This window comes from Chitiniphilus eburneus (assembly GCF_005048205.1).
Lineage (GTDB): Bacteria > Pseudomonadota > Gammaproteobacteria > Burkholderiales > Chitinibacteraceae > Chitiniphilus > Chitiniphilus eburneus.
The window spans coordinates 73674-96504 of sequence record NZ_SUMF01000012.1 but is presented as its reverse complement, the minus strand read 5'-3'; the positions used below and the strand labels follow the sequence as shown (position 1 = coordinate 96504).

The 22831-nt window shown below is 62.1% G+C and carries 27 protein-coding genes; 14 read left to right on the top strand and 13 right to left on the bottom strand.

From position 1 onward, the window contains the following. The 4 genes from FAZ21_RS20305 to FAZ21_RS11975 all read left to right on the top strand — a co-directional run. Positions 1–553, top strand: a 553-nt coding sequence (locus FAZ21_RS20305) for a TolC family protein (protein ID WP_211243443.1), incomplete at its 5' end; no start/stop codon positions are given. Continuing rightward, positions 550–1839, top strand: coding sequence for a multicopper oxidase family protein (locus tag FAZ21_RS11985; protein ID WP_136773671.1), 1290 nt, complete (start codon positions 550–552; stop codon positions 1837–1839). The genes FAZ21_RS20305 and FAZ21_RS11985, both read left to right, overlap by 4 nt. A gap of 23 nt (positions 1840–1862) precedes the next feature. Further along, positions 1863–2351, top strand: coding sequence for a cupredoxin domain-containing protein (locus FAZ21_RS11980; protein WP_136773670.1), 489 nt, complete (start codon positions 1863–1865; stop codon positions 2349–2351). A gap of 11 nt (positions 2352–2362) precedes the next feature. Further along, positions 2363–2779, top strand: a complete 417-nt coding sequence (locus FAZ21_RS11975) for a DUF411 domain-containing protein (protein WP_136773669.1) — start codon at positions 2363–2365, stop codon at positions 2777–2779. A gap of 64 nt (positions 2780–2843) precedes the next feature. Here the strand turns inward: FAZ21_RS11975 and mnmA are convergent, their stop codons facing one another. From mnmA to FAZ21_RS11955, 4 genes are all read right to left on the bottom strand, one after another. Then, positions 2844–3902, bottom strand: coding sequence for a tRNA 2-thiouridine(34) synthase MnmA (mnmA, locus tag FAZ21_RS11970; RefSeq protein ID WP_136773668.1), 1059 nt, complete (start codon positions 3900–3902; stop codon positions 2844–2846). Then, entirely contained in the window at positions 3899–4360 is a 462-nt protein-coding gene (locus FAZ21_RS11965; RefSeq protein WP_136773667.1) for an NUDIX hydrolase, read from the bottom strand. Before FAZ21_RS11965 ends, mnmA begins: the two co-directional genes overlap by 4 nt. Before the next feature lie 377 nt (positions 4361–4737). Then, positions 4738–4941 carry a hypothetical protein gene (locus FAZ21_RS11960; protein ID WP_136773666.1) on the bottom strand — a complete coding sequence of 68 codons (204 nt, stop codon included), beginning with the start codon at positions 4939–4941 and terminating at the stop codon, positions 4738–4740. A gap of 76 nt (positions 4942–5017) precedes the next feature. Then, positions 5018–5641: a pseudouridine synthase gene (locus FAZ21_RS11955; protein WP_136773665.1), complete on the bottom strand. Its 624-nt coding sequence runs from the start codon at positions 5639–5641 to the stop codon at positions 5018–5020. Positions 5642–5778: 137 nt separating this feature from the next. On the opposite strand from FAZ21_RS11955, the gene icd reads away from it, so the two are divergent. After that, entirely contained in the window at positions 5779–7002 is a 1224-nt protein-coding gene (gene icd, locus FAZ21_RS11950; protein WP_136773664.1) for an NADP-dependent isocitrate dehydrogenase, read from the top strand. Between the two features lie 161 nt (positions 7003–7163). Here icd and FAZ21_RS11945 read toward each other — a convergent pair whose 3' ends face one another. After that, a complete protein-coding gene (locus FAZ21_RS11945) occupies positions 7164–7367 on the bottom strand; it encodes a cold-shock protein (RefSeq protein ID WP_053939930.1) in 204 nt (67 codons plus the stop codon). 247 nt (positions 7368–7614) lie between these two features. Between FAZ21_RS11945 and clpS the strand changes: the two genes are divergently transcribed. Together clpS and clpA are read left to right on the top strand one after the other, a co-directional pair. Continuing rightward, positions 7615–7926, top strand: coding sequence for an ATP-dependent Clp protease adapter ClpS (gene clpS, locus FAZ21_RS11940; RefSeq protein WP_136773663.1), 312 nt, complete (start codon positions 7615–7617; stop codon positions 7924–7926). Beyond that, entirely contained in the window at positions 7923–10193 is a 2271-nt protein-coding gene (gene clpA / locus FAZ21_RS11935) for an ATP-dependent Clp protease ATP-binding subunit ClpA (protein ID WP_136773662.1), read from the top strand. Before clpS ends, clpA begins: the two co-directional genes overlap by 4 nt. 58 nt (positions 10194–10251) lie before the next feature. Here the strand turns inward: clpA and FAZ21_RS11930 are convergent, their stop codons facing one another. The 8 genes from FAZ21_RS11930 to ffh all read right to left on the bottom strand — a co-directional run bounded on the left by FAZ21_RS11930 (position 10252) and on the right by ffh (position 16103). Further along, positions 10252–11094, bottom strand: coding sequence for a mechanosensitive ion channel family protein (locus FAZ21_RS11930; RefSeq protein ID WP_136773661.1), 843 nt, complete (start codon positions 11092–11094; stop codon positions 10252–10254). A gap of 71 nt (positions 11095–11165) precedes the next feature. Then, the gene (gene xerD / locus FAZ21_RS11925) at positions 11166–12074 is read right to left on the bottom strand and encodes a site-specific tyrosine recombinase XerD (RefSeq protein ID WP_136773660.1); all 909 of its coding nucleotides are present in this window, start codon (positions 12072–12074) and stop codon (positions 11166–11168) included. Next, positions 12071–12565 carry a methylated-DNA--[protein]-cysteine S-methyltransferase gene (locus tag FAZ21_RS11920; protein WP_246038617.1) on the bottom strand — a complete coding sequence of 165 codons (495 nt, stop codon included), beginning with the start codon at positions 12563–12565 and terminating at the stop codon, positions 12071–12073. Before FAZ21_RS11920 ends, xerD begins: the two co-directional genes overlap by 4 nt. An 85-nt stretch (positions 12566–12650) precedes the next feature. Then, positions 12651–13031, bottom strand: a complete 381-nt coding sequence (rplS, locus tag FAZ21_RS11915) for a 50S ribosomal protein L19 (RefSeq protein ID WP_136773659.1) — start codon at positions 13029–13031, stop codon at positions 12651–12653. 5 nt (positions 13032–13036) lie between these two features. Beyond that, positions 13037–13852 carry a tRNA (guanosine(37)-N1)-methyltransferase TrmD gene (gene trmD, locus FAZ21_RS11910; protein WP_373279535.1) on the bottom strand — a complete coding sequence of 272 codons (816 nt, stop codon included), beginning with the start codon at positions 13850–13852 and terminating at the stop codon, positions 13037–13039. Then, a complete protein-coding gene (gene rimM, locus FAZ21_RS11905; RefSeq protein WP_136773675.1) occupies positions 13852–14334 on the bottom strand; it encodes a ribosome maturation factor RimM in 483 nt (160 codons plus the stop codon). The genes trmD and rimM overlap by 1 nt, the downstream gene beginning before the upstream one ends. Before the next feature lie 66 nt (positions 14335–14400). Beyond that, positions 14401–14649, bottom strand: a complete 249-nt coding sequence (gene rpsP / locus FAZ21_RS11900) for a 30S ribosomal protein S16 (RefSeq protein WP_136773658.1) — start codon at positions 14647–14649, stop codon at positions 14401–14403. Positions 14650–14753: 104 nt separating this feature from the next. After that, on the bottom strand, positions 14754–16103 hold the full coding sequence (gene ffh, locus FAZ21_RS11895) for a signal recognition particle protein (protein WP_136773657.1): 1350 nt from the start codon (positions 16101–16103) through the stop codon (positions 14754–14756). Positions 16104–16186: 83 nt separating this feature from the next. On the opposite strand from ffh, the gene FAZ21_RS11890 reads away from it, so the two are divergent. From FAZ21_RS11890 to FAZ21_RS11860, 7 genes are all read left to right on the top strand, one after another. Further along, complete coding sequence (locus tag FAZ21_RS11890; RefSeq protein ID WP_169307375.1) at positions 16187–16990, top strand: cytochrome C assembly family protein; 804 nt, start codon at positions 16187–16189, stop codon at positions 16988–16990. 249 nt (positions 16991–17239) lie between these two features. Continuing rightward, positions 17240–18946 carry a type IV-A pilus assembly ATPase PilB gene (gene pilB / locus FAZ21_RS11885; RefSeq protein ID WP_136773655.1) on the top strand — a complete coding sequence of 569 codons (1707 nt, stop codon included), beginning with the start codon at positions 17240–17242 and terminating at the stop codon, positions 18944–18946. Positions 18947–18962: 16 nt separating this feature from the next. Then, a complete protein-coding gene (locus tag FAZ21_RS11880; RefSeq protein ID WP_136773654.1) occupies positions 18963–20198 on the top strand; it encodes a type II secretion system F family protein in 1236 nt (411 codons plus the stop codon). Beyond that, a complete protein-coding gene (locus tag FAZ21_RS11875; RefSeq protein ID WP_308418438.1) occupies positions 20195–21067 on the top strand; it encodes a prepilin peptidase in 873 nt (290 codons plus the stop codon). The genes FAZ21_RS11880 and FAZ21_RS11875 overlap by 4 nt, the downstream gene beginning before the upstream one ends. A 7-nt stretch (positions 21068–21074) precedes the next feature. Continuing rightward, positions 21075–21680, top strand: coding sequence for a dephospho-CoA kinase (gene coaE, locus FAZ21_RS11870; protein ID WP_136773653.1), 606 nt, complete (start codon positions 21075–21077; stop codon positions 21678–21680). A gap of 76 nt (positions 21681–21756) precedes the next feature. Further along, on the top strand, positions 21757–22515 hold the full coding sequence (gene zapD / locus FAZ21_RS11865; protein WP_136773652.1) for a cell division protein ZapD: 759 nt from the start codon (positions 21757–21759) through the stop codon (positions 22513–22515). After that, positions 22512–22694, top strand: a complete 183-nt coding sequence (locus FAZ21_RS11860; RefSeq protein ID WP_211243442.1) for a DNA gyrase inhibitor YacG — start codon at positions 22512–22514, stop codon at positions 22692–22694. Before zapD ends, FAZ21_RS11860 begins: the two co-directional genes overlap by 4 nt. Positions 22695–22831: the final 137 nt, after the last annotated feature.

The following is a 22831-nucleotide window of genomic DNA, read 5'->3' as shown; positions in this document are numbered from 1 at the left end:
GACGACACTCGCGGCCTGGGCCGAGGCACACAGCCCCGCGTTGCGGCGTGCCGCGAACGCAGCCGCGCTCGCGTCGAAGCAGGCCACCCGGGCCAGTCCGCGCCCGGTTCGCCTGCCCTTGCTCGCCCATCCGCTGGCCACCGCCGACGATGCGGGCCGCCTGGCCGGCATTCCGGTTGCCTGGCTGGACGCCACCAACGCCATGCAATCGGCCCGCCGCGACATTGCCATCGCCGGTCGCCGGACCACCGAGGCGTGGCAGGCGACCCAGCGAGCGCAAGCCATGCAGACCCTGGCCACGCAGCGCAGCGATGAAGCGATCAAGCACTACAACGGCATGCTGCTCGGGGTGTACGAGTTGCTGGACGCGCGGCGCGCCACTCTGGACGCGGCCCACGAAACCAGCGCCGCGCTGGGCCGGTTCTGGCTGGCGTCGGCCCGACTGGAAGCCTTGCTGGGCGGCTCCCTGCCGGGGCCCTGGCCACCGACCGCCACCGCCACCGCGACCGAACCACCACCGGCCGGCGACCCGCACCGGGAGCACACGCCATGAACCGCAGACACTTTCTCGCCGGCAGCGCCGGCGCATTGGCCGGGCTCGCCTTGCCGGCCGCCGCCGTCGCGGCCGGCAACGCCCCTTCGCCCCGGACGTCGATCGCCGGCCAGGCCGGCGTGACCACGCTCAACGGCCGTAGCCTGGGCCATCGCCTGCGCGACGGGGTAAAGGAGTTCCACTTGATCGCCGAGCCGGTACGTCAGGAAGTCGCACCCGGCATGGTGGCGCAGTTCTGGGGTTACAACGGCGGCAGCCCGGGCCCCACCATCGAGGCGGTGGAAGGCGACCGGGTACGTATCTTCGTCACCAACCGGCTTCCGGAGCACACCACCATCCACTGGCACGGCATCCTGCTGCCGGCCGGCATGGACGGCGTGGGCGGGCTGACCCAGCCGCAGATCAAGCCGGGCGAAACCTATGTCTACGAGTTCACGCTCACCCGCTCCGGCACCTTCATGTACCACCCGCACGCGGATGAGATGGTGCAGATGGCGCAAGGCATGATGGGCATGTTCATCGTCCATCCCAGACGCCAGGCATTACGGGCGGTGGATCGCGACTATCTGCTGATGCTGGCCAGCTACAAGATCGATCCGGGCACCCTGCGCCCGGATGCGAGCGAGATGCTGGACTTCAATCTGTGGACCTTCAACAGCCGCACCTTTCCCGGCATCCAGAACATGGTGGCGCGCACCGGCGAGCGGGTACGCATCCGCGTGGCCAACCTGACCATGACCAACCATCCGATCCATCTGCACGGCGTGCATTTCAAGGTGACCGGCACCGATGGCGGCTGGATACCGGAGGCAGCGCAATGGCCCGAGGTGACGGCCGACGTGGCGGTGGGCCAGATCCGGGTGATCGAGTTCGTTGCCGATGCACCGGGCGACTGGGCCTTTCACTGCCACAAGTCGCATCACACCATGGGCCCGATGGGGCATGGCCTGCCCAATATGCTGGGCGTGGACCAGCAAGCCGCAACCCGGCGCATCGAGCGCCTGTTCCCCGGCCAGCACTACATGGCGATGGGCAGCGAGGGCATGGCCGAGATGCAGGACATGGCGGCAATGGGCGACATGATGCCGCTGCCCGCCAACACGCTGCCGATGATGACCGGCGAGGGGCCGTTCGGCGCCATCGAGATGGGTGGCATGTTCACGCTGCTCAAGGTGCGCGACGAGCTGGCCCCGGGCGATTACGCCGACCCCGGCTGGTATCGCCATCCCCCCGGCACGGTGGCGCGCCCCGCCACCGGCAACGACTTCGACTACCTTCCCCGATAATGCGTCCGACCAAGGAAAACACCATGAAACCAATGATTCTCGCGCCACTGTTCGCCCTCGTCCTGGGCACCGCCTTCGCCGCTGGCGACCATGGCCACGGTGGCCATGGCGACGCCAGGCAATACACCTTCGGCAGCCCTGGCCAGGACAGCGCGGTGACCCGCACGATCGAGGTCAGCGCGGGCGACGACATGAAGTTCACCTACTCGCCGCCGCTGACCGGCATCAAGCAGGGCGAAACCATCCGTTTCGTCATCCGCAACACCGGCAAGCTGGCGCATGAGTTCTCGGTGGGCGACGCCGCCAGCCAGCGCGCGCATGCGCTGATGATGAAGAAGATGCCCGACATGAAGCATGCCGACGATCCCAGCGCGGTATCGCTGGCGCCGGGCCAGACCGGACATCTGGTCTGGCGCTTCGACAAGGCCATGAGCGGCGACGTGATCTTCGCCTGCCAGGTACCGGGCCACTACGACGCGGGCATGAAAACCAGCGTGAAGCTCACCAAGTAAGGAGAAAACCCATGAAAAAAGCCCTGTTGCCGATCCTGCTGCTGGCGGCATCGCTGGCCCAGGCCGCGCCGGCCCAACTGTTCAAGAGTGCCAGCTGCGGATGCTGCGCCGACTATGTCACCTATCTGAACGCCAACGGTATCCGCCCGCAGGTGGAAAACCGCGACGACATGGATGCGATCAAGCGCCAGTACGGCAGCGATGGCGCGGCCAGTTGTCACACGCTGGTAATCTCCGGCTATACGGTGGAAGGCCACGTGCCGGTGGCGGCGATCCACAAGCTGTTGAAGGACAAGCCCGCCATCCGGGGCATCGCCGTACCGGGAATGCCGGCCGATTCGCCGGGCATGGGCCGGCACACGCCGGGTACGCTGCCGGTGGTGGCCATCCAGCGCGATGGCTCGACCAGGGACTGGGGCCGCTTCTGATGCGATAAACGACCGGGGCCAGGCATCCGCCCGGCCCCGGTCCTCATCGCCATGCCGGTGAGGGTTACTGGATGATGCCGCCGCCCAGGCAGACTTCGTCCTGGTACAACACCATCGATTGTCCCGGCGTCACCGCCCACTGCGGCTCGTCGAACGTCAGTCGCACGCCGTCGTGCAGGTATTCCAGCGTGCAGGCGGCGTCCTGCTGGCGGTAGCGGGTCTTGGCGGTATAGCGGCCTGCCGGCGGCGCTTCGCCCGCGATCCACGAGCAGTCACGCGCGATCAGCGCGGGCTGGAGCAACAGCGGGTGGTCGTGCCCCTGCACCACGATCAACTGGTTCTTGTCGATGTCCTTGCCGGCGACGAACCACGGCAAACCCTCGCCACCGATGCCCAGGCCCTGCCGCTGGCCCAGCGTGTAGTACATCAACCCCATGTGCTCGCCTTTGACCACGCCTTCCGGCGTGACCATGGCCCCCGGCACCTTGGGCAGATAGCGGTTGAGGAACTCGCGAAACGGCCGCTCGCCGATGAAGCAGATACCGGTGCTGTCCTTCTTGCGCGCATTGGGCAGGCCGATGCGCTCGGCAATCTCGCGCACCTCGCTTTTCAACAGCCCCCCCAGCGGAAACACGGCGTGGCTGACCTGTTCCTGGCTCAGCCGATAGAGGAAGTAGGTCTGGTCCTTGGATGCATCGCGCGCGCGGATCAACTGCGTCGACCCATCCGGCCCGATGCGGTTGCCGCAATAGTGCCCGGTGGCCATCCTGGCGCCACCCAGTTCGATGGCGTAGTCGAGAAAACAGCGGAACTTGATCTCGCTGTTGCACAGGATGTCCGGGTTGGGCGTGCGCCCCGCGGCGTACTCCGCCAGGAAGTACGAGAACACGCGATCCTTGTACTCGGCAGCGAAGTTGACCAGTTCGATGTCGATGCCCAGCAGGTCGGCCACCGCGATGGCGTCCATGCTGTCTTCCTTGATCGAGCAGTATTCGTCGTTGTTGTCGTCTTCCCAGTTCTGCATGAACACGCCGTGTACGTCGAAGCCTTGTTCCTTGAGCAGATGGGCGGTAACGCTGGAATCGACGCCGCCGGACAGGCCGACCACGATCTTGTCGCTCATCCGCCGCTCCTCGCGTCGAAATCGCGCAGCAGGCCAAGGGGGTAGCGGCGGCCCGCCAGGTAATCGTCGATACAGGCCAGCAACAGGGGGCTGCGATGCTCGGCGGCGCGCGCCACGATCTCGTCGCGCGTGAGCCAGACAGCGGCTTCGATCCCGTCGTCCAGCGCGCGCTCGGGCGCCTGTCCGGTAACGGTGCCGGTGAAGGTGAAGCGCAGGTAGGTGAGTTCCGGCCGCTCTGGCGGGCTCCACTGGTAGACGCCGACCAGCGCTTCGGGCTGGAAGTGGTAGGCGGTCTCTTCCAGCGTTTCACGTACGCAGGCGTTCACGATGGATTCGCCATGCTCGATATGACCGGCGGGCTGGTTCAGCTTGCGCTGCCCGAGGATGCGCTCCTCGACCAGCAGGAAACGACCGTCGCGCTCGATGACGGCGGCAACGGTGGCATTGGGCTTCCACATGAGGCGATGCTTCTGAAAACAAAGGGCTATTTTAACCGATCACCCCTGCCCTAGGGCGTGTCATTCAATGTGTCACGACAGCGTTCGGTGCAGTTCGGGATGCCGCGCAAGGCGCTGGACGCACGGCGATATGGATACCGCAAGCGGCCGGCGACACCGCGCCGCGCCCGAAATGCACCGAACCCGTAGGGCTGGGCCGAAAAAGCCCCCTCCACAGCGGTGCGCTCTTTGGCAATAACCGGTTATTGCCTGCGTCGCGCGCCTGGTGCCTCGTGCTTTTTCGGCCCAGCGCTGCGGCGATACATTGGATGACACGCCCCAGGCCCGGCAAAAACAAAACGGGCGAGTCGCCTCGCCCGTTCCGGTCACGCGGCGCCTTATTGCTTGGCGGCGGAATCGACATTCTTCTGCTCGTCGGCGGCCTTTTTCTTGGCCTTCTTCTGAGCGGATTTCTTCTGTTGCTCGGCCTGCTTGGCCTTGTATTCCTGGACCGTCTTGCCATCCGCTTCGGCAGGTGCCTCGCTAGCCAGGACATGCCCGGCAAACCCGAATGCGACCAATGTCATCATCAGCTTCTTCATTTGCGTATGCTCCGTTGTGGTATTACCCAGAGGCAGCATAGAAAATGCTTTCTGCGACAGCAAGATTAAAGTTTGTTCATCGTAGGCGATTCGGCCCGCGCCGGCCTCGCTGCTTCGGCCCGCTGGCGGCGCGTGGGGCTGGTTGAGGTGCCGGCGCCCGAACGTTCAGCTCCCGGCAGTTTCCCAGGGGCAGGTCATCGACCGTCCACTCCCCAATCGCGTAGCGCACCAGCCGCAGTGTTGGGTAGCCCACGCGCGCGGTCATGCGCCGCACCTGGCGGTTCTTGCCTTCGCTGATCTTCAGTTCCAGCCAGGTGGTGGGGATCGCGGCCCGAAAACGCACGGGGGGATCGCGCGGCCACAGGCTGGCCGGCTCGTCGATCACCCGCGCCTCGGCGGGACGCGTGACGAAGTCGCCCAGATCGACGCCTTGCCGCAACGCGACGAGCGCCGCTTCGCCGGGAAGCCCTTCCACCTGCACCCAGTAGGTCTTGACCAGCTTGTGCCGGGGGTCGGCGATCCGCGCCTGCAAGGCGCCGGAGTCGGTCAGCAACACCAGCCCTTCGGAATCGGTATCCAGCCGCCCGGCGGGATAGACGTCCTTCACCGGCACATGATCCGCCAGGCACCGATGCGGCGGACTGGGGGAGAACTGGCAGATCACGCCGTAAGGCTTATTGAGGAGTATCAGTTTTGCCATCGTGCAATTTTACCCATATGAATTCGACGTTCGCCTGCGCCAGGCGTTTGACTTGGCATGGGGATGTTGTTCAAGCGATAATCGCGGGTTTGTAGCGTCCGCCGCTACGGTTCCAACCAACAGATGGGAAGCCAACGATGAGCCATATCAAGGTGCCTACAGAAGGCGCGAAGATCGTTCCGAACCTCGCCACGCCGGATAACCCGATCATTCCGTTCATCGAGGGCGACGGCATCGGCGTCGACATCACCCCGGTGATGAAGCGCGTGGTCGACGCCGCGGTGGCCAAGAGCTACGGCGGCAGCCGCAAGATCAACTGGATGGAAATCTTCTGCGGCGAAAAGGCTGCCAAGGTCTACGGCAACGATACCTATCTGCCGCAGGAAACCCTGGATGCGCTGAAGGAATACGTCGTATCGATCAAGGGCCCGCTGGCCACCCCGGTCGGCGGCGGCATCCGTTCGCTGAACGTGGCCCTGCGCCAGCAGCTGGACCTGTACGTCTGCCTGCGCCCGGTGCGTTACTTCCAGGGCGTGCCGTCGCCGGTGAAGAAGCCCGAGCTGATCGACATGGTGATTTTCCGCGAGAACACTGAAGACATCTACGCCGGCATCGAGTGGGACGCCCAGTCGGAAGGCGCCAAGAAGGTCATCGAGTTCCTCCAGGAACAGATGGGCGTGAAGAAGATCCGCTTCCCCGAATCGTCCAGCATCGGCATCAAGCCGGTGAGCAAGGAAGGTACCGAGCGCCTGGTGCGCAAGGCCATCCAGTACGCCATCGACAACAACCGCAAGTCCGTGACGCTTGTCCACAAGGGCAACATCATGAAGTTCACGGAAGGCATGTTCCGCACCTGGGGCTACGAGCTGGCCAAGAAGGAATTCGGCGGCGTCGAGATCGACGGCGGCCCGTGGGTGCAACTGCCCAACGGCATCGTGATCAAGGACGTGATCGCCGATGCGTTCCTGCAACAGATCCTGCTGCGCCCGGCCGAATACGACGTGATCGCCACGCTGAACCTGAACGGCGACTACATCTCCGACGCGCTGGCCGCTGAAGTGGGCGGTATCGGCATCGCCCCGGGCGCCAACCTGTCCGATAACGTGGCCTGCTTCGAAGCCACCCACGGCACCGCGCCCAAGTATGCCGGCCAGGACAAGGTGAACCCGGGTTCGCTGCTGCTTTCCGCTGAAATGATGCTGCGTCACATGGGCTGGAAGGAAGCGGCCGACCTGATCATCAGCGCCATGGAAAAGACCATCCAGGACAAGATCGTGACCTACGACTTTGCCCGCCTGATGGATGGTGCCAAGGAAGTATCGTGCTCCGCCTTTGGCGAGGCCATCGTCGAACGCATGTAAGCGCGCCGACGCACAACAGAAAGCCCCGCCGATGCGGGGCTTTTTGTTGCGGTACGACCGGTCGGCCAGCCCACTCGGATCACCCGGCTCTTGAAGCACGCCGGGATGACCCCATCATGAAAAAACCCCGCCGAAGCGGGGTCTGCCGATCCGGGTGCCGATTAGGCGGCCTGGATGTTGGCGGCTTGCTTGCCCTTCGGGCCTTGCGCAACTTCGAACGTCACGCGTTGGCCTTCCTTCAGGGTCTTGAAGCCGGGCATGTTGATCGCGGAGAAGTGAGCGAAGATGTCCTCGCCGCCTTCGTCCGGAGTAATGAAGCCGAAGCCTTTGGAATCATTGAACCACTTTACGGTACCCGTAGCCATTGGGGTCTTTCTCCAAGATATGCATTAACACAGCGCCAGCCTGGCGCCGACTGTTTGAAGTCAAGGCCCAACGTCGGGTAAACCGGTAAGGCATCAAACTTGTCCATCAAACGCGCTTCGGTTTTACGCGACATTTACGATAAGGGTCAAGCGTCCGGCTGTGAAAAACAGCAAACTGTTGCGCGGTTGGAACGCTTGAAAAAGCACCCCTGCGGGCCAAAATGAAAATGAACAAGGTTGGATAGCGATGGCCCTAGATCACCAGGTTGAAAAGGAGCGGGTACTGCGGGAAACCCGTACCGCACCGCCCCCCATGTATCGGGTAGTGTTACTTAACGACGATTACACCCCGATGGACTATGTCATCGTCGTGTTACAGCACTTTTTTGCGATGGACCGCGAACAAGCCACCGTGGTCACGCTCAAAGTGCATAACGAAGGCAGGGGTATCTGCGGGGTATACCCGAAGGATATCGCTGCCACCAAGGTCGCGCAGGTCACGGAGCATGCGCGGGCACACCAGCACCCGCTCCAATGCATCATGGAGGTAAACGAATGATCGCCCAGGAACTAGAAGTAAGCCTCCATATGGCGTTCATGGAGGCCAGACAGAAGCGCCACGAGTACATCACCGTGGAGCACCTCCTCCTTGCATTGCTGGACAACCCGTCTGCCGCCGAGGTGCTGCGCGCCTGCGGCGCCAACATGGAAGAACTGCGCCGTTCGCTGGGTGATTTCGTCACCGAGCACACGCCCGTCGTCTCCGGTACCGGCGAAGTCGAGACCCAGCCGACCATCGGTTTCCAGCGTGTGATCCAGCGCGCGATCCTGCACGTGCAAAGCTCGGGCAAGAAGGAAGTGACCGGGGCCAACGTGCTGGTCGCCATCTTCGGCGAGAAGGACAGCCACGCGGTGTATTTCCTGCACCAGCAGGGCATTACCCGGCTGGACGTGGTGAACTTCATCTCGCATGGCATCGCGAAGAGCCAGGCCGCACCGCAGCAACCGTCCCGCAGCGAACACAGCGGCGAGGAACAGGATGCCGAGGTCAGCCCCGGCGGCGCGCTGGAGAGCTTTACCCAGAACCTGAACCAGCTCGCCCTGTCCGGTCGCATTGATCCGTTGATCGGCCGCGAGCCCGAGCTGGAACGCGTGATCCAGATCCTGTGCCGCCGTCGCAAGAACAACCCGCTGCTGGTGGGTGAAGCCGGGGTGGGCAAGACCGCCATCGCCGAAGGCCTGGCACGCCGCATCATCGAAGGCGAGGTGCCCGACATCCTGGCGGATGCGACAGTGTATGCGCTCGACATGGGTGCCCTGCTGGCGGGCACCAAGTATCGCGGCGATTTCGAGCAGCGCCTGAAGGCGGTGATCAAGCAGTTGGCCGACGAGCGCAACGCGATCATGTTCATCGACGAGATTCATACCCTGGTGGGCGCCGGCGCGGCCTCGGGCGGCACGCTGGATGCGTCCAACCTGTTGAAGCCGGCGCTGTCGAATGGCACGCTGAAGTGCATCGGCGCCACGACCTACAGCGAATACCGTGGCATTTTCGAGAAAGACAACGCCTTGTCGCGTCGCTTCCAGAAGATCGACGTGGCGGAGCCTTCGGTCGCGCAGACCGTGGAAATCCTCAAGGGCCTGAAGGAGCGCTTCGAGCAGCATCACGGCGTGAAGTACACCGTCAGCGCGCTGGCCACTGCGGCGGAACTGTCGGCCAAGTACATCAATGACCGCCACCTGCCCGACAAGGCCATCGATGTGATCGACGAAGCCGGGGCCGCGCAGAAGATCCTGCCGCGCTCCAAGCAGAAGAAGACCATTGGCAAGGGCGAGATCGAGGACATCGTGGCCAAGATCGCGCGCATTCCGCCGAAGTCGGTGTCGTCGGACGACAAGAATGCGCTGAAGACGCTGGATCGCGACCTGAAGAACGTGGTGTTCGGCCAGGACAACGCCATCGAGGCGCTGGCAACCGCGATCAAGATGGCGCGTGCCGGCCTGGGCAACCCGCAGAAGCCGATCGGTGCCTTCCTGTTCAGCGGCCCCACCGGGGTCGGCAAGACCGAGGTGGCAAGACAACTGGCCTATACGCTGGGCATCGAGCTGATCCGCTTCGATATGTCCGAGTACATGGAACGGCATGCGGTCAGCCGGCTGATCGGCGCGCCGCCGGGATACGTGGGTTTCGAGCAAGGCGGCCTGATGACCGAGGCGATCAACAAGCATCCCTATGCGGTGCTGCTGCTCGACGAGATCGAGAAGGCCCATCCGGACATCTACAACGTGCTGTTGCAGGTGATGGACCACGGAACGCTGACCGACAACAATGGCCGCAAGGCGGATTTCCGCAACGTGATCGTCATCATGACGACCAACGCGGGCGCCGAAAACCTGAACAAGTCGGTCATCGGCTTCACGTCCAAGAAGGAAACCGGGGACGAGATGCAGGAGATCAAGCGCATGTTCACGCCGGAGTTCCGTAACCGGCTGGACGCGATCATCCCCTTCGCGCCGCTGACGCACGAGATCATCCTGCAAGTGGTGGACAAGTTCCTGCTGCAACTGGAACTGCAATTGCAGGAAAAGAAGGTGGATGCCCACTTCACCGAGGCGCTGAAGGACATGCTGGCCAAGCACGGCTTCGATCCGATGATGGGCGCGCGCCCGATGGCGCGCCTGATCCAGGACACGATCCGCAAGGCGCTTGCCGACGAGCTGCTGTTCGGCCGCCTGACCCACGGCGGCGAAGTGACCATCGATGTCGACGAGCAAGGGAAGGTCATCCTGCAACTGGAAGAAGACGAAACCGCCGTTCCGGCCTGATCACCCGCCTTCAAGCAAAAGCCCCGGTTTCCACCGGGGCTTTTTTTTGCGGGAAGGGTCAGGCCTGTTGCACGATCACCGCCTGGGCCGGCATCGGCGCGGCGAAGCCCGCCTCGCCAAAGCTCTCGCGAATGACACGATTGGTGTCGAAATAGACCTGCCAATAGTGATCATTGTGGCAATAGGGACGCACGGCGAGGATCGGCCCCACCAGGGTGAACTCGACGATTTCGACATCCACTGGCGGCTCCGTCAGGACATTGGGAATCGCGGCGATTTTCTCTTTCAACAGTGCAATGGCGACGCGGTGATCGGTGCCCCCGGCCAGCTGTGCCTTCAGATCCACCCGCCGGAATGGATTGGCGGTGAAATTCTGGATCGTGTCGGAAAAGATCTTGTTGTTCCCGACGATGGTCATGATGTTGTCTGGTGTGTTGAGGGTGGTGGCAAACAGACCGATCTCGGTCACGGTACCGACCAATCCGGCCACGCCGACGAAATCCCCTACCTTGAAGGGCCGCAACACGATCAGGAAAGCGCCGGCCGCGAAATTGGCCAGCAACCCGGACCAGGCCATGCCGATCGCCACGCCGGCGGCGGCAATCAGCGCCGCGAATGTCGTGGTCTGGATGCCGAAATAGCCCAGGATACCGATCACCAGCAGCACATTGAGGGTGACGGTAATGATCGAGCCTACATAGCGCAGGACCGTGGGGTCGACATGCTGGCGCTCCAGCGACCGGCGCACCAGGCTGACGGCAAAGCCGATCAACCAGCGGCCAACCACCCAGAAGGCAATGGCGGCCAGGATCTTGACGCCGAAAATCGTCGCATATTCGGTTACCAGCGCCTGGAAACGGCCAACCGTCTCTGCGCCCTGCGACACCAGATCTTTATCCATCGTGCACTCCTGCGGTGTGAATGACTGGGGGAATAACCCACTCAAGCTAGCAGAAGATATGACCAGTGGTATCAACCACGCGGATGGTGAGCCTTGTGCAGCGACTGGAGCCGCGCGGTGGCCACATGCGTATAGATCTGGGTGGTACCGATATCGGCATGCCCCAGCAGCATCTGCACGACGCGCAAATCGGCGCCATGGTTGAGCAAATGGGTCGCAAAGGCGTGTCGCAACACATGCGGGGACAATTTCTCGGCTTCGATCCCCGCCTGGGTCGCATAGCCTTTGACGATGAACCAGGCGCCCTGGCGGGTCAGTGGCTCCCCACGCTGGTTGACGAACAGGGTCGGCACGGCACGGCCGCCACACAGCAACGCTCGCGCCTCGCCCAGGTAGCGTGACAACCAGTGCACGGCTTCGTCACCCATGGGGACTATGCGCTGCTTCCCCCCTTTGCCGCCCACTACCTGGAGGAAGCCTTCAGTGAGGTAGACCCGCTCGATGGGTAGCCCCACCAGTTCGGATACCCGCAAGCCGGTGGCGTACATCAGTTCCAGCATGGCGCGATCGCGCACGCCTGCGGCAGTTTCGAGATCGGGCGCGGCGAGCAACCCTTCGACCTGCCCTTCTTCCAGCCCCTTGGGCAAGGGCCGCACGCGACGCGGCGAGGACAGCAGTTCGGTTGGGTCGTCGCTGATCCGCTCGGCCTGACGCCAGTGCCGATAGAACTTGCGCAGGCTGGCCAGACGCCGCGCCAGCGTGGACGCTTTGACATCGCGTGCCTGGCGAGCCAGGAAGGCCTGGATATCGTCGCGGCTGGCGGCAAGGATGGATTTGCCCTCTTCCGCCAGCCAGCCAGCCCAGATGGTCAGATCGCGTCGATAGCTGTCCGCGGTGTTCGCGGCCAGGCCATCCCCCAGCCAGACCTGATCGATGAAATCATCGACCACGCGTAACGAATCAGCCAATACCGGGTTCACAACACGCCTTCGTGCACCAGCAATGTGTATTTGAGCGGCCCCCAATCGACACCGTTGCGATTGGCGTTGAAGCCCCCCAGGCCTTGCTTGGCGACGACGCGGTGGCAGGGAATGACAATGGGCAATGGGTTACGACCACAGGCGCTGCCGACCGCTCGCGCGCTGGAGCCCAACTGCCAGGCGATCTCCGCATAACGCACCAGTTCGCCCAGCGGAATCGCGGCGATCCGCTCCCAGACAGCCCGCTGATGGGATGTGCCTTGCAGCCGATAGGGCAGGTCGAACCGAAAGGCCGGGTCGGCACCGTAGGCCTTCAACTGGCGTTCGACTTCGCGCAACAGCGGCGTACCCGGCTCCCGCAGCGGTGCATCGGCGGGCAGGAAATCGATCAGGGTGAGCAACTCGGACGTGGCGCATATGCCGAGCGGACCGATCAGGCTGGGCACGATGGCGTCGTATTCGTCGTAGACAATCGGATGCATCAACGGCATGACGGCATGCTCTTGAATCGGAACTCCGTGATCGTAAACGAAAAAACGCGGGCATTTGCCCGCGTTTTCAAGAAAGCGCCCCGGATTACTTGGCCGCTTGCACAACCTTGCGCGCCGGCAGCTTTTCCTTGATACGTGCGGACTTGCCCGAACGATCGCGGAGGTAGTACAGCTTGGCACGACGCACATCGCCACGACGCTTCACTTCGATCGAAGCGACCAGCGGGGAGAACGTCTGGAAGGTACGTTCCACGCCGGTACCGGCCGAGATCTTGCGCACGGTGAACGCGCTGTTCAGACCACGGTTCTTCTTGGCGATGACCACGCCTTCGTAGGCTTGCAGACGTTCGCGGTTGCCTTCCTTGACCTTCACTTGCACGATGACGGTGTCACCGGGCGCAAATTCAGGCACGGTCTTGCCCAGGCGGGCGATTTCTTCTTGTTCCAGTTGCTGGATCAGGTTCATTACCTTTACTCCGTATGTGAAGACGTACCTTCTGCACTGACGTGAGAACCCACGCTGTCGTGGTGTTCCGCCTGAAATTCGGCCAGAAGACGAGCTTCCTCTTTTGTCAGCCGACGAGAAGCAAGTAACTCGGGGCGACGCAACCACGTGCGCCCCAGGGATTGCTTCAAGCGCCAGCGCCTGATGTTGGCATGATTTCCCGAAAGCAGGACTTCCGGAACCGCCATACCGCGGTAAACCTCGGGACGGGTGTAATGCGGGCAATCCAGCAACCCATCCACGAATGAATCTTCCTCGGCACTCGCCGCGGTATTGAGTACCCCCGGCAATTGCCTGACCACCGCATCGATCAGCACCATCGCCGGCAGTTCGCCACCGGACAGCACGTAATCACCAACCGATATTTCCTCGTCCACCTGACGTTCGAGCACGCGTTCATCCACGCCCTCGTAGCGCCCGCACAACAGGATCAACCCATCGAGCGCCGCCAGTTCCAGAACCTTGGCATGGCTCAGCGGCGTTCCCTGTGGCGAGAGATACACCACGCGTGGCCGTGAACCCAGTTCCGCCTGCCGCGCCCTGGCGGCAGCCACCGCGTCTTCCAGCGGCTCGGGCAACATCAGCATGCCGGGGCCGCCACCATAGGGGCGGTCATCGACACGGCGATAATTGTCATGGGTGAAATCGCGCGGATTCCACGTGGCCAGATCGAAAATGCCCAGCTCGGCGGCACGCTGCGTCACACCATGCCGCGTGATCGCCTCGAACATCCCCGGAAAGATGCTCACCACGTCGAAACGCAGTGGCCCTGTCCGGGCCATCAGTAATCCAGACCCCAGTCGACTTCGATCGACCTGGCATCCATATCGACCTTGAGCACGACCTGCTTTACAAAGGGCAGCAGACGTTCCGTCGGGCCATCCTGCACCACCAGCACGTCATTGGCGCCGGTTTCGAACAACCGCGCCACCACGCCCAGCTTTTCGCCCTGCGTGTTGACGACGGCATGCCCGACCAGATCGGCCCAGTAGTACTCGCCTTCTTCCGGTTCCGGCATGGCGCTGCGCGGCACGGCGATCAGCGCCCCTTTCAAGGCCACTGCACCCTCGCGGTCATCGACGCCTTCCAGCTTGGCAGCCAGCTTCTTGGGCTGGACCTGACCTTCGGCCATGACATAAGCGCGCCATTGCCCGGGCTGGCCCACCCACCAGGTGTCGTAGTCCATCAGGCTGTCGACGAACTCGGTGTCCGCAACGACGTTGATCCAGCCACGAATACCGAAAGCCCCGCTCACATAACCCATCGTCACCAGATCTTCGGGGACGGCGGATGCTGTGGACGGGGCAATATCCTTGCTTGTCACAGTCGCTTAAGCGGCCGGCTTGTACTGCTTGAGCAGGCGCGCAACGGCGTCGCTCGGCTTGGCACCAACGCCAACCCAGTAGTTCACGCGGTCAAGGGCGAAACGAACACCTTCCTGGCCTTCCTTGGCGAGCGGGTCATAGAAACCCAGGCGCTCGACGAAGCGACCATCGCGGCGGTTGCGCGAATCGGTGACGACGATGTTATAAAACGGACGGTCTTTGGCGCCGCCACGAGTCAGACGAATCACAACCATTGTTTTGTACCCAGAATCGGTTTACGCGAAACTCGCAATTGTAGGGGAACTGCACAAGGCAGCACAAGGCCCTGTGCAACAAACCTGCGGGGCGGTTGCCGCGATCACATTCCCGGCAGCATTCCCTTCATGCCACGCATCATCTTGGCCATGCCGCCCTTGGAAAACTGTTTCATCATTTTCTGGGTCTGCTCGAACTGGTTGAGCAGGCGGTTGACCTCCTGCACGCTCACCCCCGCCCCGGCCGCGATACGGCGCTTGCGGCTGGCCTTGAGCAGCTCCGGCTTGCGGCGTTCCTGCGGCGTCATGGCATTGATGATGCCTTCGATGCGCGCCACCGCCTTGTCGGAGGCCTGGCTATTGGCGATCTCGCCCAATTGGCCGGCGCCGGGCAATTTGTCCAGCAAGGCGGACATGCCCCCCATCTTTTTCATCTGCTGAATCTGCGATTTGAAGTCTTCCAGGTCGAAGCCCTTACCGGACTTCACCTTTTTCATCATCTTCAGCGCTTCGGCTTCACCGACCGTCTTCTGGACATCTTCGATCAGCGACAGCACGTCGCCCATGCCGAGGATCCGGCTTGCCATCCGGTCCGGATGGAAGGGCTCGAGACCGGTCAGCTTTTCGCCGACGCCGAGAAACTTGATCGGCTTGCCGGTGACGTTACGCACCGACAACGCCGCGCCGCCACGGGCATCCCCGTCCATCTTGGTCAGCACCACCCCGGTGAGCGGCAACGCCTCGTTGAACGCCTGCGCAGTATTGACGGCGTCCTGCCCCTGCATCGCGTCGACCACGAACAGCGTTTCCACCGGCTTGACCGCGGCGTGCAGCGCTTTGATTTCGGCCATCATGGCTTCGTCGATGGCCAGGCGGCCGGCGGTATCGACGATCAGCACATCATGGAAATGACGCTTGGCGTGATCGAGCGCGCCAAGGGCGATCTCCACCGGTTTCTGGTTCACGTCGGACGGGAACCATTCAACGTCCAGTTGCGTAGCGAGAGTCTTCAACTGCTCGATGGCGGCGGGGCGATAGACGTCGGTGGAGACCAGCAGCACCTTCTTGCGCTGGTCTTCCTTGAGGCGCTTGGCCAGCTTGCCCGAGGTCGTGGTCTTGCCCGCGCCCTGCAAACCGGCCATCAGCACCACCGCGGGCGGAACCGCGGCCAGGTTGAGCGCATCGTTCTGCGCGCCCATCAGCTTGGTCAACTCTTCGTAGACGACGCCGATCAAGGCCTGCCCCGGCGTCAGGCTGCCGATCACCTCCTGCCCGAGCGCACGTACCTTGATGTCGGCCACGAACTGCTTCACGACCGGCAAGGCGACGTCGGCCTCCAGCAACGCCATGCGCACCTCGCGCAAGGTGTCCTGGATATTCGCTTCAGTTAGCCGTGCGTTGCCACGAAGTGTTTTGACGACACTGCCGAGCCGGCCGGAGAGGTTTTCGAGCATGCTTGATCCTTGAACGACATGGACGGCACCCGGCCATCCGCTCTGTTAGACTGTTGATTCGCCGATTTTAACCCACTATGCCCGTGCCCTGGCTCGCCCTCACCGCGCTTGCGATCTATATCCTGCTTGGCTGGCAATTCTGCCGCACTCGCCTCGCCGCGACCGCGCCGCCGCACCCACGCCTGGAAAACGGTGTGCTGCTGGCCGCCCTGGCATTGCATGGCCTGGCCCTCTGGCCGCCGCTCGCGGTCCCGCCGCTTCATTTCGGCGCGGGGGAAGCCCTCTCGATGACGGCCTGGCTGGCACTGCTGGTTTTTCTGGTCGGACAACTTTCCTTCCGCCTCGATGGGTTGCAGCCGCCGCTGCTGGCGCTGGTCATCCTGCTGCTGGGAGCCAGCCTGCTCATTCCAGCCGGCCATGCGTTGACCTACCCGCAGAACGCCCTCTCCCGCCTGCATTTCCTGGCCGCCATGCTGGCCTACGGTCTGTTTGCCAATGCCGCCGGCCTCGCCATGCTGATGCATCTGGCGGATCGGCGCCTGCATCACGCGAATGCCCATCTGCTGGTGCAAAAGCTGCCACCGCTGATTTCGCTGGAACGCCTGCTGTTCGCCTGCGTCGGCCTGGGCTTTGCCTGGCTCAGCATCGCACTGGGGACGGGCGCGCTCTTCAGCGAAGAGGTATTCGGCAAGGCACTTCAGTTCAATCACAAAGTGGTGCTTTCCATTGCTGCCTGGCTGGTATTCGGCGGTCTGCTGCTGGGCAGAAGGCTGCGCGGCTGGCGGGGACGAACGGCCATCCGGACCACCCTGTTGGGCTTTGCGCTGCTGCTACTGGGCTATATCGGCTCGCGCTTCGTGCTGGAGATCATGCTGCACCGGGTGTAAGGAACAAGCGCGCTGGAAGGATGCGGCATCGATCCAGGGATTCTCGCGGACAGATGCCTGGAAGCAGTATTCAGGACTGCCGCCAGGCTGGCACGGCAAGCTGTCGCAAAAAAGCTGCCTTACGCACGGAATGCCCATCCTGGGATGACATTTGCTAGACTGCTCCGAAGCCCTATTGGCGGCAGCGGTATTGTCTGCCGGGGGTTTGGTTCTCTTTATCAAATTCAAGTGCCCATATAGCTATCCACCATGTCGACCACCACCGTTCCAATTTCTGGTCTTGCACGTTTGTTGGTGCAACATGGCCGCCTGGTCGAATCGGACGCCGAAGCACTTCAGCAGTCCGCCAACAACAACAAAACCAGCTTCATTGAACAATTGATCAGCAGCCGCAAGATTTCCGCGAAGGAACTTGCCGAGCTGGGTGCCCAGGCATTCGGTTACCCGCTGTTCGATCTGGACAAGATCGACTCCAGCTATATCCCCACGGGGGTGCTCGATCCCAAGCTGATGCAGGCCAATCGCCTGGTGCCGCTGTTCAAGCGGGGCAGCAAGTTGTTCGTCGGCATTTCGGACATCACCAATCTGCAAGGCCTGGAGGAAGTGCGCTTCCAGAGCGGCCTTCAGGTGGAACCGATCGTGGTGGAGGATGGCAAGCTCGCCGCCTTGATGGGCAAGCTGTTCGAGCAATCCGGCGCCAGCCTGAAAGACCTGAATGTCGATGAGGCGGATCTCGACATTCGTACCGGCGAAGAAGAGCAACCGGATGCGATCAACGCCGATGTCGATGACGCGCCGGTCGTCAAATATCTGCAGAAAATCCTGCTCGACGCCATCAATGCCGGCGCCTCCGATATCCATTTCGAACCGTACGAGAAGTTCTACCGCATTCGCTATCGGCAGGACGGCGTCTTGCGCGAGGTCGCGCAGCCGCCATTGGCGATCAAGGAAAAGCTCGCCTCCCGTATCAAGGTGATCTCCAAGCTGGATATTTCGGAAAAGCGGATTCCACAGGATGGCCGGATGAAGCTGGTGCTCTCCAAGAGCCGCGCCATCGATTTCCGGGTATCCACTTTGCCCACGCTGCATGGCGAAAAAATCTGTATCCGGATTCTGGACCCGACCTCCGCCACGCTGGGGATCGACGCACTGGGTTATGACCCGGACCAGAAGGCGGCCTTGATGGCCGCCATCACCCGTCCTTACGGCATGGTGCTGGTGACCGGCCCCACCGGTTCGGGCAAGACGGTGTCGCTCTATACCTGCCTGAACATCCTGAACGAACCCGGGATCAATATTTCGACCGCCGAAGACCCGGCCGAAATCAATTTGCCTGGCGTCAACCAGGTCAACGTGAATGACAAGGCGGGCCTGACTTTTTCTGTCGCACTGAAGGCATTCCTGCGGCAGGATCCGGACATCATCATGGTCGGGGAAATCCGGGACCTGGAAACGGCGGATATCGCGATCAAGGCCGCGCAAACCGGCCACATGGTCTTCTCCACGCTTCACACCAATGATGCGCCGACCACGCTGACGCGGATGCTGAACATGGGGGTCGCGCCGTTCAATATCGCCTCGTCGGTCATCCTGATCACGGCGCAGCGGTTGGCGCGTCGTCTCTGTTCGCAATGCAAGGCCCCCGCGGATATCCCGCCGGAAGCCCTGCTCGATGCGGGCTACACGGAAGCAGACCTGGATGGGACTTGGCAACCGTATCGCCCCGTGGGCTGTGACGTCTGCAAGGGAACCGGCTATAAGGGCCGACTGGGTATCTATCAGGTCATGCCGATATCGGATGAAATGAACCGCATCATCATGAAGAACGGCACCGCCATCGATATCGCGGATCAGGCACGCGCGGAAGGGGTTCGCGACCTGCGCCATTCCGGCCTGCTGAAGGTGAAGCAGGGGCTCACTTCCCTCGAAGAAGTGATGGCAGTGACCAACGAATAAGATCAGGGAGAAGAGCATGGCCACAGCAGCAGCCCGGGCGGCGGCGACCAAGGTAAAGGAATCCACTTTCGTCTGGGAAGGCAAGGATCGCGGGGGCAAGGTTCTCAAAGGAGAAATGCGCGCCAGCGGTGAAGCGGTCCTGCGCAATCACCTGCGCCGGCAAGGCATCAACGTCACCAAGATCAAGAAGCAACGTCTGCGTGCCGGACGCCGAATCACCGAACAGGACGTGACCATGTTCACCCGGCAGTTGGCAACCATGCTGAAGTCGGGCGTGCCGCTGCTGACGGCCTTCGATATCGTGGCCAAGGGCCATGGCAACCCGTCGATGACCAAGCTGCTGATGGACATCAAGGCCGACATCGAAACCGGCTCCTCGATGACCCAGGCTTTCCGCAAGCACCCAGCGCATTTCGATTCGCTGTATTGCAACCTGATCCAGGCGGGGGAACAGGCGGGTATTCTGGATACGCTGCTGGCGCGGCTGGCGACCTACAAGGAAAAAATCCTGGGGGTCAAAAAGAAGATCAAATCCGCGCTGTTCTATCCTACCGCGGTGATCGTGGCGGCTTTCGTCATCACGGCGGTGATCATGATTTTCGTGATCCCGGCCTTCAAGGATCTGTTTTCGAACTTCGGCGCCGATCTGCCCGCCCCGACGATGATCGTGATCACGCTGTCCGATCTGTTCGTTACCTATTGGTGGGCGATATTTGGCGGTATTGGCGGCGGTATCTGGCTGTTTATGCGCATCTGGAAGAAATCGGAAACGATGCAGATCGCCATGGATCGCTTCCTGCTCAAGATTCCCGTCATCGGCGAGATCATCAAAAACGCGACCATCGCCCGGTGGGCGCGCACGCTCTCGACCATGTTCGCGGCGGGGGTGCCCCTGGTGGAGTCTCTCGAATCGGTGGGTGGGGCCTCCGGCAACTATATCTACCGCGCCGCAAGCAAGCGGATCCAGACTGAAGTCGCCACCGGTACCAGCCTGACGCTGGCGATGCAAAACGCCAACGTGTTCCCGAACATGGTGTTGCAGATGGCATCGATCGGTGAGGAATCCGGCTCTCTCGACGCGATGCTGGGCAAGGTCGCCGACTACTACGAAGAAGAAGTCGACAACGCGGTCGAGGCGCTCTCCAGCCTGATGGAGCCCATCATCATGGTCGTACTGGGCGTGCTGATCGGTGGTCTGGTCATCGCCATGTACCTGCCGATCTTCAAGATGGGTGAGGCGGTAGGCGGATGATGCCATTCTGGCAATTGCTGGGTGAAAACCCGCTGTTCTACAGCGGGTTTTTATTCGTACTGGGCTTGCTCATCGGCAGCTTTCTCAATGTGGTCATTCATCGTCTGCCCAAGATGATCGAAGCCGAATTCCGCCACGAATGCAACACGCTGGATTTGCCCAGCGAGGCGCCGCTACCCGCCAAGCCCGCCTACAACCTGATGGTTCCACGGTCAGCCTGCCCACAATGCGGCAGGCCGATCAGCGCCCTGGAGAACATCCCCGTACTCAGTTACCTCGCGCTGCGGGGACGCTGCCGTGGATGTGGCGCACGCATCAGTATTCGCTATCCCGCGGTAGAGTTGATCTGCGCCGTACTGACAGCCGCGGTCGGCTGGCATCTCGGCCTTACCCTGCCCGGCCTGGGGGCGGTCGCGTTGACCTGGGCGCTTATCGCCCTCTTCTTCATTGACGCCGATACGTACCTGCTTCCCGATTCGATTACCTTGCCCTTGTTATGGCTGGGGATGCTGGTCAATCTGGCCGGTGGTCTGGTGCCGTTGCAGGATGCCGTTCTGGGTGCCGTGTTCGGCTATCTGTCGCTCTGGAGCATTTATTGGCTCTTCAAGCTCGCGACAGGAAAGGAGGGAATGGGTTATGGCGACTTCAAGCTGCTGGCGGCGCTGGGGGCCTGGTTTGGCTGGCAGGCTTTACCCCTGATCATCCTGCTGTCATCGGTTGCCGGTGCCCTGATCGGCATTGTGCTGGCCTGGAGCGCGCGCAGGGGCTTCTCCAAGCCCATGCCCTTCGGCCCCTATCTGGCGGTGGCCGGCTGGTTGACCTTGATCTGGGGGCCGCAATTGCAGCGGCTAATTTTCCCGCATTGGTAACCTCGGGATGAAAGTGATCGGGCTTACCGGCGGGATCGGCAGCGGGAAATCCACGGTCGCCGCTATGTTTGCGAAATTGGGGGTGCCGGTCGTCGATACCGACGAGATCGCCCACCAGTTGTCCCTGCCCCCGTCGGATGCCCTGGACGAGATTCGCCAGACCTTTGGCGGCGCTTTCCTGCAAGCGGACGGCACGCTGGACCGCGCCCGGATGCGCGCCCTGGTATTTCAGGATGAGAACGCTCGCATCCGGCTGAACGAGATCTTCCATCCGCGGATTCGTAACGCTGCTCGGCAAGCCTTGCTGGCATTGGCCCCTTTTCCCTACGCGTTATTGGTTGTACCACTATTATTCGAAGCGAATGGATTCCGCAGTCTGGTGGACCGTGCGCTGGTGGTGGACAGCCCCCCGGATCAGCAGCTGGAACGCCTCGCGGCGCGCCCTGGGCTCGACCGGGCCACGGCGGAAGGCATATTGCGCAGTCAGCTTGCGCCTTCGGAGCGCATCGCGCTCGCGGATGATGTCATCAGCAATGGCGGTTCGTTGTCGGAACTTCAGCGGCAAGTCCAGGCTTGTCATGCTCAATACTTGGAATGGGCCAACGACCTTTGAAACAAAGCTTACGTAACGGGTTTTCAAACCCGCGCTGTTGCTGCAAAATCGGGTATCTTTTTGTATCCGTCCTGCCGTGATCAGCTACGAGTTCCCCATCAATGAGCGCATCCGCACCTTACTGCGGCTGGAGCACCTTTACGACCGCACGGCACTGTTTGCCGGGCGTGCCGACGCGGTGGACCATCATGTTGCGCTGCTCGGCATTTTCGAGATCATGGAAGTGGCCAGCCGGGCCGATCTGAAATCGGATCTGCTCCAGGAACTGGAACGCCAACGGCAAACCCTCGCCTCATTACGTAACAACCCGCATATTTCCGAAGCTGCGCTGGAAGGCGTTCTGGCGGAGATCGAGACGGTCCATGGCCGGATGCTCGACATGACCGGCAAGTTCGGTCAGTACCTGCGGGAAAACGAGTGGCTGATGACCATCAAGCAACGCTTGTCCATTCCTGGCGGCGCTTGCGAGTTCGATCTGCCGTCCTATCACTACTGGCAGCAGTTACCGGCTGAGCGCCGGCAAGCCGAAGTCGATCGCTGGTTCCGCCCGCTGACGCCGATCAAACAGGGGATCGATATCGTGCTGCGGTTGTTACGGGATTCCGCGCGCGTCAGTCATTACACGGCCCATCTGGGTACATTCCAGCAGATGTCGGGGGGCAAGACGATCCAGTTGCTGCGGGTCACGCTGCCGAGCGATCTTCCGGTCGTGCCTGAGCTCTCCGCCAATCGTTATGCCATCAATGTCCGCTTTGTCCATCCTTCCACCAGTGGCGAGCGGCCACGCGTAGTCGAAAGCGATATCGACTTCAGCCTGGGATATTGCAATCTGTGAAGCCCCGCCTGGTTCCCTGCCCCAAATGCGGGACACTTGCCCCTTTCTCGCCGGAAAACCCGTACCGCCCTTTCTGCTCCGAACGCTGCCGCACCGATGACCTCGCCTCGTGGGCGGAGGAACGCTATCGGATCGAGGGCAACGATCCTCCCGAGATTCAGCCCCCGCCCCTGGACTAAACCTCGCGCGGGCGCGGCGCCGAGTTGGTGCCTCGCCGGCCAATGACACCGCGCCCCGCCGCCCGACCTGGTTTGCGTTGTCATTCGTCCTTCAAGCAAACGTCATCGTTTCTTCACTTCGACGCCTTAATTTGTGT